The following is a 10,283-nucleotide window of genomic DNA, read 5'->3' on the forward strand; positions in this document are numbered from 1 at the left end:
TATTAGGATTATCTCATAAAAAGGTGATGCATAGGAACGGTAGGTTATTCATCGCTTACTATAATATAGTAAAGTACCCAACTAATAAATAAATTTGAGGCAATTAAATAGAGGTGGACAAATGCTTCGTGAAAACGATATTAAAAATGTGAGAAAGCTGTTCAATCGGCATCACTATGTAATGACTACTGCCGAGCTTCTTGAAGCTAAGCTATACTATGCAGACATTAAACGACTTTTAGATGAGGGTTTTATTGAAAGAATAAGACGAGGTTATTATCACTGGATTGAAAATTGCGAAGCCAAAGAAATAGCTATCATTAATAGTTTGTTTCCCGATGCTGTTCTTTGTATGGAAACTGCTCTATTCTATTATGAATACAGTGATAGAACCCCCGCTGAGTGGAATTTTGCCATAGACAGGAATGTTTCAAAATTACGAACCAATATAGAGTACCCATTCATTAAAGCATATCGCCTTGAGTCCGATTTGGTTACGCTTGGTGAAACAACAGGTGAGATTGATTTTTCAAAAGTGCGAATTTATGACCGTGACCGAACAATTTGTGATGTTCTGAAAAATATGAATAAAATGGATAAAGAAATTTTCAATAAAGCAATACAAGGGTATGTTAATGACCCGAAAAAGAATATACCAAACTTGATGATGTATGCAAAAAAACTGCGTGTGCAGAAAAAGGTTAAAGAATTGGTTGGAGTGTGGTTGTAATGGCAGATATTGCAGCTTCCGTTCTGGCAAAGCTGAGAAATAAAGCAAAAGCTTCTGGTATCAGCTACCAGCAATGCTTGCAGCTTTTTGTGCAGGAAGAATTTTTGAGAAAGCTATCAAAATTTGAAAGTAGAGCAACAATTGATGTCGATTTCCTGCTTCGTGGATACTCTAATACAATAGATGATGTAAAAGAGTTGATTTGTAAAATCATCGCCACACCGACTGGTAACGATTATATAGAAATGCGAGCAAAAGGCTTTGAAAAGATTTCTCCGCAAAGAAAATATCACGGTATCAGTACATAGATTATTGCTCAAATAAAAAATGTGCGTGTGCCGTTCAATGTTGATATAGGTGTGGGCGATATTATAGTCCCCCGTGCCGAAGAACGCACAATCAACACTCAGCTTCCTGACTTTGAAGCACCCGTAATAAAACTTATTCCCTTGAAAGCACTATTGCCGAGAAGTTTGATGCCATACTGCAACGCTTTGAGTTGACAGGCAGAAATCCAGACTTTCCTCGAGCCTGTGTTTGATGCGATTGTGAATGAGAAAGAATGGCAAAAACAGTGGAACTTTATTATGAAATGGAATAAAAATGAAAGGAGTCCCAAATTATGAGTAGCGTACTTACTGTTGAACAGCGTGAGCAAGCAGGTTCTGACTCCTATAATAGATTTGAATATCAAGTTCATTGACAACTAACAATTTATGAATCTCAAACTATGGGTAAATTTTTCTATATCTGTTGACTTCGTTGTATGAAATGAGTATAATATGGTTAGAATATTACTATCGCAACTATTTTAAGGAGGTGCAAATATGAATATTCGTCCATCAGCAGCAATCCGCCAGAACTACAACGAGATTGCAGATATGTGCCGAAAAACGGCAGAGCCGATATTCCTTACAAAGAACGGTGAAGGAGATTTGGTTGTTATGGATATTGAAACTTATAGCCGTCGGGAAAAAATGCTGAAGCTAAGAGAAGAACTGCTTGCTGTCGAAGAAGATAAAATGGCAGGAAGAAACGGATGCACTCTTGATGAACTCAATGCTTACCTTGACGATGTAATCGCAGAGGTATAAGCCTATGTCAGATAAAAAATATAAAGTCATTGTTTCCGACAGGGCAAAGCGAATGTTGGGAACACACATCCGTTTTATGGCACAGGCTAATAAAGATGCTGCCAAAGCGAAAAAGAAAGAGCTTATGGAAGGAATGCGTTCTTTAGAACATATGCCGCAGCGTTTTCCATTTTTTGAAGAAGCGTATATACCGACGAATAAATATCATAAGATGTTTGTTGCAAAGTGGTATCTCGTTCTTTACCAAATCCAAGATGATATGGTTTATGTGGATTATATCCTTGACTGCCGTAAAGATTACAGTTGGCTTATTCGTTAAAACAGAATATCAAATACACAAATCGTTACTTCACAGCAGGTGGCGATTTTTTTGTACTCAAAAAGGAGGTGCTATATTGGAAGTCAAGATAAATAAGGAAAGGGCATTTTGTATTTCCTGCAGGTTCTGGTGGTATGGTCAATTCCAATGTGTTACATATGACAAAACCACAAACAGAGAATAAAAAAATGCTCAGTTTCTTCATATATTTGATACTTCAATTATTGCAGGAGAACACGGTAGTAGAATTGAACAAAATAACAAACAGGAGTTTGGATATGAAATGAGACTACGAGAAGCTTTGTCTGAGATATGGCTCGATTTATTTGAACTGTCACGTCCAGTACTGGAACAAAAGAAAGAGCCTGATAAAGCGAATGATACAATGAAATTGATGATGATATATATTCATGAGCATTATGCAGAGAAAATTTCAATCTCAGAACTTGCTACATCTGCTTTTTTGAGCGAGCGGGAGTGTTTCCGTATATTCCATGATTGTTTGCACATGACACCGATGGAGTATGTGAAAAATTATCGGTTACAAATAGCTTGCAAAATGTTGGCAAAAGGACAAGAAAAAATTTCTTTTATCAGCCATGCTTGTAGATTGGGAAATAGCAGTTTTTTTGGAAAAATCTTTCGTGAGCATAGGGGTGTACTTCCTCACAATACCGTCATAAATGGCAGTAATAAAGATATTTTTGCGAAAATGCTGCACTATAATACTAATTATCATAGCTTAATTTGCTGTCAGAGGTGATAGAGAATAGTTTTCATAGGAGGATTTTATGAAGTATAAAGAAACGGATTTTTTAGAAACTGCAAAGCAGGATACTTTAGATGTTATTGCACGAGCAAGAAAATTGACTACGGATGGAAGAGCCTATGATTTTCACTGAAAAAATATCAATTTTATGAGGACATAGAGTTGATTCGTTCTTTGGCTTATGGTAGAATATGGTTGTACTAAAAACTATGAACCATTGTGGAGGAAGAAGAATGAAAAAGAGAAGAGTATTAAATTTTGCACTTGTCTTTATGCTCGTATGTAGCTTTTTGCTTGGAGATCCAGCAAAGCTTGTAGCTGCAAAAGCGGATAGTGGAAAGACAATTCAGGTAACCAAAAAAGATGTAAAAATGGAAAAGTCACGATAAAAAATAAAAATGTAAAAACCATCGTAGTCAAAAAGAGTGTTAAGGATGCGACAATACAGCTTTCAAACGCGAAGGTGTCCAATGGTATCGTTTTTGAAAAAGGAAAATATACATTGACGTCAACCAAATCAGAAGTTGGCAGCATTTCGATTGCTGAGAAAAATACCAAGTTCACATTGTCTCAAAAATCTGATCTGAACAAGAAAAATCTGACCATAAAAGCAGAGGATTCCGGACAGGGGAATCTGTATTTCCCGGGCTATGAGAAAAAGCTTACTTTAGATCTGGGGAAAAAGTCCGATGTCAAAATTACAATTGGAACTCAGAACAAGGCAGAGATGGTAGTGAAAGAGGCAGATGCCACTGCCAAATTGAGTGTCGTGGGCAAGGATTCCGATGCAGCCATCAAGAAGATAGTTCTGAACAAGCCGGTTTCCCTCTCTGTGGACGCGAATACGGAATTGCTCCAGATAAAAGAAGGTGCAAAGAAGGCAGTTGTGACGATCAACAATAAGGTCGAGAAGATCCAGAACAAATTCAATGCCACCATTGAGGACAACACAGAAAAAGACAAGGCGGAAGAAGAGACAGAAAAGGAAGAGGATGCAAAAAAAGAAGAGTCAAAGGAGCCTTCTGCACCAGAAAATGGTGGAGCTGCTTCAGGCGGCGGTTCCTCCTCAGGCGGCGGTTCCTCCTCAGGCGGCGGTTCCTCCTCAGGCGGCGGCTCTAACACCGGAGGCGGCTCTTCCGATTCCGGAAGCTCCAGTATCGCGGTAGAGTCCCTGCAATTAAATGGGAATGCAAATATCAGCACAGACGATGGCCTTGCAGAGATTTCAGTGCAGTATTCTCCGGCAAATGCCAGCAGCAGGGAAGTTGAGTGGAGAGTCATAAGCGGAGGAGAACAGGCAAAGATTATTTCTTCGGATAACAACAAGGCAGTTGTACAGGCCTTGGATAACGGGCAATATACCTTGCGTGCAGCAGTCAGGAATAACCCTGCTGTTTTTGCGGAGATTTCCGGGAAGACAGAGAACCAGAAGGTTTCTCTAGCAAAGGGCAGTATGGGAACTGCAGGAGATGGTGAAATATCAGGCTTAGCATCGGGATATGGATACATATTGGCAGGTGAGGGAGAGTATTTTTCTGTAGCAAGCACCGGACTGTTTCTTGCGGCCTGCCAGACAGAGGAGGAAGCCATAGGAAGGGTTGGACTTTTAACTGGCAATTCTATTCTGAAAGTGGACAATGCAAAAGTTTTTCGGGTGATTCAAATTGATCTGGACCGTTTCTTGAGGAAACAGTATGAGATTTATATGGCGATTGAAGAAAAGGATTTGACGATTTCGAATTTCATAGAAATTGGCAATATGGCTCATGACCTGGGAGTAGCGGTGGAGAAGAAGGAAATGGAGAGCGCGGATGGCGCAGAAAAAACCAATGGAAGAATATGTCAAAAAAAATCGAGGAGAAAGAAAATAGCCTCCGGAAGAAATATGATGAGCTTGCAGCTGAATCTATGAAAGTTAAAGCAGAATTGGAGGTCATCTATGATAGGATAAAGAAAGATATAGAACCAGAGGAAGCGAAAGAGATATTAGCCCGGATAGATGCAAAGAAGGAGGAGCTTTCACTTTCGGTGGCTTGGATTAAAGAATACATTGAGGGATACAAAGAGCTACAATACCAGATCTTGAAAAAGGACTTAGAAGACTTTGAAGAAATTTCTAATTACCATATTAAGGTCGAATTAGACGAAAAAGGGATTGCATCCATTGAACCAGTAGTTCAAGGTTTGGTGGTTGACCTGATAAAAAAAGGGAATGAGGCAGATCAAAATAAGGTAGTAACAAGTAAAAGCTTGCCAGAAGGAACCAGTCAGGTATCCATGCTGCAAGAGATGAGAAACAGTGGAGTTGGCAATTATTTTGTCAGAGTTCGAAAAGATCAAAAAGTCTTTGTTCTTTTGAAGGATTTTGAGGTTGCGTCCAATGTTCAGGAAGTAAAGAAGCTGGAGAGTAATTTTGAACATCTTAGATTAGAAGGGAAGGACTTTCAGGTAAAAGAGAATTCAAAGAATATAAGGATTGATTTTGATAAAGGAACTATAGAATGGGACGAGGTGGAGCATGCGGATTTTTATGATGTGTATGGGGAATTCTCTTTTCCTAGTATAACATCCTACATGGGAAAATATTATTTAAATCCGACTAATTCATCAGACCATCATGATATCAGCAATATTGAAAATGAAAATACCTATTCTTCTCTTGGTATGAAGGACGAATACAGAAGTGTGAGAACGTGGGAACAGACAGGTAATAGACAGCTCTGCACAGGAAATTTAACAGAAACAAAGCTGGCTTTAAAGGAGTTGATAATATGTTGGAGCGATTATAGTGACTCTCTTGAGAAGGCTTTGGCTGATATGGGAGCTATCAAAATACGCATTGTTCCTAGAAGCGTAGACGGGTTATATATAAGTGACCTCAAGAGTGTATATAATGGCAATGAGCTTAAAGGAGAAAATATATTCATTACTGATTTTAAAGTAAAAGCCTACTTATCCAAATTTTTAGGGCTAGATTTTCCTCTGGAGCCTTAGAAACAATAAGCCGGAAGCATTCAAGGTAAAATGCTTCCAGAAAAATAAAAAGATTTTTGAAAAAAGGAGAATAATATCATGAAGAGAAAACAAGTGATGGCAATGCTGCTGGCACTTTCGATGGCAGCAGCAAATGGCATGACAGCACCTGTGGATGCACATGCAAAGATTGTATTCGAAGGCACTGTGGCAGAAAATCCTACGACAGAAAATCAAGAGACAACAGTAAAGCTGCTAGCCAGTGTAAAGAATACAGATGTAATCTACATAAGTGCGGAGGAGGCGAAAGAGGGTAAAACAATCAAGGTAGCTCCGGACGGCAATGAATTTGAAAAGATAATGATTAAGCCTGCAGGGCAGCAACCAAGCAAGGCAAGTGAATTCACATTGACATCTGTGAAGCTTGACAAGGCTTCATTCCAGAATAGCAAAGAGGTTAATTTGCTTTTGCTGAAAAAAGGTGTTGAAGATGATGTTGATCCAGTACTGTCACCAGAAAAGGTCATGATTCAGATTACCGTCAGACTTGATGACGCAGTGCCAACGCTTACTGATATTACCGCAGGTGATAATTCTGCAAAGGACGCGGCAGTATTTGCACCGGAGGAAAATCCGACCTTGAAGCTTACAGCAGCAGATGCCGAAAGTGGAATAGAGAGCATTTCCTATGGGGTTGGGGCAAATGAAATAACAGGGCAAGAAGAACTGAAAAAACAGGAGTACAAGCCGTATGATATGGTTAATGGCGTTACTCTGCCGCTGAAGAATAAAGAATCCGCCTATGTATATGTGAAGCTTGTGGATAAGGTGGGAAATAAGACCTATGCCTGCTCAAAAAAGATTACGGTAGATAGTGCTGCCCCTGACTTCACCTTGTCTGCTGCACCGAACAAGGATGCTGGTGGTGCGACAGTGATTGATAGCAATACGAATACATTTAATGTTGATAAGGGTGCTGTCAAGATCTCCATTGACTGTAAAGGTCTGGATAATAAGGAGGATGAAATCACATCTGTTGCAGTCAATGGAAAGGTTGATGATGCTGCAACAGAGTTCGATAAAAAGAATAAATACGGATTCACTGATGAAGCCGGAGAATATAAAATTGATGTTACAGTTACACATAGATTTAATAATAAGAGTACTACCAAGTCGATTACTATACGTAATTATAAAGCAGTGAATGTAGAGGCAAAAAATTTGGTTACAAAAACCTATGGCGAATCCTTAGAGGCCAAAGAGTTATATGGGATTGTTCCTGCTGATGGGACAGATTATCAATATAAAGATAATGGAGCAGCCACTACCCTATACATTGCAAGCGACGAAAACGATGTTAATGCTGTAAAAGGTTCCTTTGAAAATGCGACTCTGGGTCTTCCAAAGGATGCAGGAAGTTATTGGGTAAAGATAACCCTGCCTGGCCAGGGATACTTTTTGGAGAACAGTGCCTACAGCAAAGTGGTAATAAATCAGAAGGATCGGGAGGACGTTACATATAACGGCTATGTGGTGATGCAGGGCGGCGATCAGACCGGAAAGACCATTGATTTGACTGATGCCCTTGCAAAGTATCAGCCGAAAGGGGGGGCTCCGTTAAAATATAAAATAGGTGATCACTATTTTAATGATGTTGATGCACGGGTTGACGAAAAGGGTTCTGTTACCATACAAAGTAATAAGCCTGTAAATCAGGACAGTTCTATCGCAATTCCTGTGGTCGTGACGGGCTTTAAGAACTATAAAGAGATCCGGGTAGAGATATCTGTTATGCTAACGAAGAATCCGCCTGTTCCGGTGGAGATTATTGGTGCCAATGATAAGATTTATGATGGTTTGGAGCAGACAAAAGCTTCCTTTATCTATAAAGTGGATGGTAAAGAAGTGGTAGGGGACAATGGAGCTACTATTGAAATCATAAAACAAGAGGAAAATGAAGAAAAACGTGTAGATAAGATTGATGGCATCGGCACTTACGAAGTTAAACTTACATATAATGACAAATCCAATATCGGTTATGATAAGAAGACCTTTAAGGTTTCCAAGCGTCCTCTTACAGTCTCTTTTGCAGACACTACGGTGACGGAGTCAACAGCACCAGAACAGGTGGTTTATCCGACTGCTCCGACCTACGAAGGACTGCTTCAGGGACAGAAAGTAACCTTTAATGCTGTCAAGTTGTCTTCTGAGTACACTGCAAATGCAAAGGCGGGAGAGCGTTTCCTTTATAAGGATTGTCCGAAGAGCACAGACATTAGGTTAACAAAAGAAGATGGAACAGATGTCACAGAAAACTATGACATTACAGTGAAAAACGGCTCTGTGATTGTAACAGTAGTTCTTCCTTTCGTGCCAAGCTATCCTTCTGGTTCCGGCGGCACGACAACTACCGATCAGAAGAAGGAAGATACAAAGACCGAACATAAAGGGGAAACAAATCCAACAGACAAGAAGACCGGTACAGTCCAAGTTACGACCAATGAGAAAGGCGAGAAGGTTGCTGTGGGCGAAGACGGTGGTTTGGTCAAAAATGATGTCGTAAAAGTTGACGGCGCAAAGTATATCACAGACAAGAATGGAGTTATCCTTAGTAAAAGTTTTGCAAAGACTCCATCAGGAGATTTGGTATATGCAGGAAGCGACGGTAAGCTCAAGATAGGACAGACCTTTACAGTCGGCGGAAAGAAATACGTGGCTACAAAGTCCGGTGCTCTTGTGGTGAAAGCCTTTACAAAGAATGTAAAGGGTAATACCGTATATTGTGGCAAGAACGGGGCTATTGTCACAAACAAGGCATTTAAAGTGGACGGTAAGACTTACGTGGCTACAAAGTCCGGCGCCCTTGTGGTGAAAGCCTTTACAAAGGATGCAAAAGGTAATACCGTATATTGTGGCAAGAACGGAGCTGTTGTCACAAACAAGGCTTTTAAAGTAAAGGGTAAGACTTATGTGGCTGCAAAGTCCGGAGCACTGGTTAAGAGTGCATGGATAAAGATTGGAAATGTGGAATATTATTGCAACAAGAATGGTGTTGTCACCAAGACGAAAAAAGTAAACTAATGCCCAAATGATAAGGGTGGTCAACTAAGTAAAAGCAAAGAGATAGCTATGAGTATGGTAACATTTGCTCATAGCTGTCTTTTTTCATTTGATAGAAAAGTTCGTCCTATCGAATAAAAAACGCTTCGCTAAGGATTGCACTGCAGCGGTGGGCGTAATCAATGGAGAGACATTGAAGCAAAGGCTTGAAAGTTGGTGCAATCCTGCTCTTTTTTTGATATAATTACATTATCTAAAGTTGTATAGGTATAGGGTGAAAAAATGAAAATAACGGTATTATGTGTTGGTAAGATAAGGGAACGTTATTTTACTGACGGAATTAAGGAATATGAAAAAAGACTTTCCCGCTATTGCAGGCTGGAAATAATAGAGGTAGCAGATGAAAAAACGCCGGATTCGGCCAGTGAGACAGAGGAGCTTATCATCAAGGGAAAAGAGGCTGAGCGGATGAAAAAATACATTCGAGAGGATGCCTATGTAATTGCACTGGCGATTGAAGGGAAACAGCTGGACTCAGTAGAGCTTTCTGAAAAAATAGAAAAATTGGGCATCTGCGGAACCAGTCATATCATTTTTTTGATTGGTGGTTCGCTGGGATTAGATGCTGAGCTTTTAAAGCATGCAGATTATCTGTTGAGCTTCTCTAAAATGACCTTCCCCCATCAGATGATGCGGATGATTCTCTTAGAGCAGATATACAGAAGCTACCGTATTATGAAGGGGGAACCGTATCATAAATAGAAAAGATGCAAATGCTTTTTAAGCTGTAGCGTATTTTGGTTTAATTGATATTGTAAAAGGAGAGTGAATGCTCATTGGTCAGGAGCTCCCAGATAGGTAATACAGTCTGCTTCGGTTTATTGATAAGAGCAATTAAAAAGCAAGCATAGCCCTTCATTTTTTCTTCTAAAACAGCGGAGTTATTCGTGCTGTTTTCAAAAATCATAGTCCAGCCATAAGGGATATCCCTAGTCTGCAGCTCATTTTTAAACATCATTCCTCCACCGGAGCGATGAAATTTTCTAAAGCGTTTACCATTTTTGGATGGCGGATTACAAAGTGTATGACCGGTGCTTTGGCTTTAGACAAACGTACACATTTTCCTTCAATAATGTGGATCTGAATATTGCGGAAGGTCTGCCTGGCTGTTGGGCGAACACGATAATGGGGATGCGAATTCATCAAAGACGAACGCATGTTCTAAGACCTTTTCTATGAGGCTGCGTTGGTTTTCGGCGTACTGTAGCAGTGCCTTTTTTTTGTCAAACCGCAGATTATCTCGGGCGATTTCCGCAGATTATTTCAGACGGAAACACC

Annotated in this window: 10 protein-coding genes and 1 pseudogene; 10 read left to right on the forward strand and 1 reads right to left on the reverse strand. The window is 39.9% G+C overall.

Annotation, left to right across the window (positions count from 1 at the left end; genetic code table 11):
* The first annotated feature begins 121 nt into the window (after positions 1 to 121).
* The 10 genes and pseudogenes from ASU35_RS17310 to rlmH all read left to right on the forward strand — a co-directional run bounded on the left by ASU35_RS17310 (position 122) and on the right by rlmH (position 9,707).
* A complete protein-coding gene (locus ASU35_RS17310) occupies positions 122 to 730 on the forward strand; it encodes a type IV toxin-antitoxin system AbiEi family antitoxin domain-containing protein (RefSeq protein WP_058354215.1) in 609 nt (202 codons plus the stop codon).
* Positions 730 to 1,038 carry a nucleotidyl transferase AbiEii/AbiGii toxin family protein gene (locus tag ASU35_RS20395; RefSeq protein ID WP_242861317.1) on the forward strand — a complete coding sequence of 103 codons (309 nt, stop codon included), beginning with the start codon at positions 730 to 732 and terminating at the stop codon, positions 1,036 to 1,038. Before ASU35_RS17310 ends, ASU35_RS20395 begins: the two co-directional genes overlap by 1 nt.
* Before the next feature lie 519 nt (positions 1,039 to 1,557).
* Positions 1,558 to 1,824, forward strand: coding sequence for a type II toxin-antitoxin system prevent-host-death family antitoxin (locus tag ASU35_RS17320; protein WP_058354216.1), 267 nt, complete (start codon positions 1,558 to 1,560; stop codon positions 1,822 to 1,824).
* 4 nt (positions 1,825 to 1,828) lie between these two features.
* Positions 1,829 to 2,143, forward strand: coding sequence for a type II toxin-antitoxin system RelE/ParE family toxin (locus ASU35_RS17325; protein WP_058354217.1), 315 nt, complete (start codon positions 1,829 to 1,831; stop codon positions 2,141 to 2,143).
* 101 nt (positions 2,144 to 2,244) lie between these two features.
* Positions 2,245 to 2,836, forward strand: a pseudogene (locus ASU35_RS17330) (helix-turn-helix domain-containing protein); the annotation flags it as partial.
* Between the two features lie 309 nt (positions 2,837 to 3,145).
* On the forward strand, positions 3,146 to 3,301 hold the full coding sequence (locus ASU35_RS19545; protein WP_156059474.1) for a hypothetical protein: 156 nt from the start codon (positions 3,146 to 3,148) through the stop codon (positions 3,299 to 3,301).
* A 113-nt stretch (positions 3,302 to 3,414) separates the two neighbouring features.
* Positions 3,415 to 4,824: a hypothetical protein gene (locus ASU35_RS17335; RefSeq protein ID WP_147525484.1), complete on the forward strand. Its 1,410-nt coding sequence runs from the start codon at positions 3,415 to 3,417 to the stop codon at positions 4,822 to 4,824.
* The gene (locus ASU35_RS17340) at positions 4,821 to 5,906 is read left to right on the forward strand and encodes a hypothetical protein (RefSeq protein WP_147525485.1); all 1,086 of its coding nucleotides are present in this window, start codon (positions 4,821 to 4,823) and stop codon (positions 5,904 to 5,906) included. The genes ASU35_RS17335 and ASU35_RS17340 overlap by 4 nt, the downstream gene beginning before the upstream one ends.
* Before the next feature lie 78 nt (positions 5,907 to 5,984).
* On the forward strand, positions 5,985 to 8,966 hold the full coding sequence (locus tag ASU35_RS17345) for an N-acetylmuramoyl-L-alanine amidase family protein (RefSeq protein WP_058354221.1): 2,982 nt from the start codon (positions 5,985 to 5,987) through the stop codon (positions 8,964 to 8,966).
* 261 nt (positions 8,967 to 9,227) lie between these two features.
* The gene (gene rlmH, locus ASU35_RS17350; RefSeq protein WP_058354222.1) at positions 9,228 to 9,707 is read left to right on the forward strand and encodes a 23S rRNA (pseudouridine(1915)-N(3))-methyltransferase RlmH; all 480 of its coding nucleotides are present in this window, start codon (positions 9,228 to 9,230) and stop codon (positions 9,705 to 9,707) included.
* A 40-nt stretch (positions 9,708 to 9,747) separates the two neighbouring features.
* Here the strand turns inward: rlmH and ASU35_RS17355 are convergent, their stop codons facing one another.
* Positions 9,748 to 9,963 (reverse strand): DUF4825 domain-containing protein, encoded by a 216-nt coding sequence (locus ASU35_RS17355; protein ID WP_083504371.1) that lies wholly within the window; start codon positions 9,961 to 9,963, stop codon positions 9,748 to 9,750.
* Positions 9,964 to 10,283: the final 320 nt, after the last annotated feature.

Source organism: Acetivibrio ethanolgignens (assembly GCF_001461035.1).
GTDB lineage: Bacteria > Bacillota > Clostridia > Lachnospirales > Lachnospiraceae > Velocimicrobium > Velocimicrobium ethanolgignens.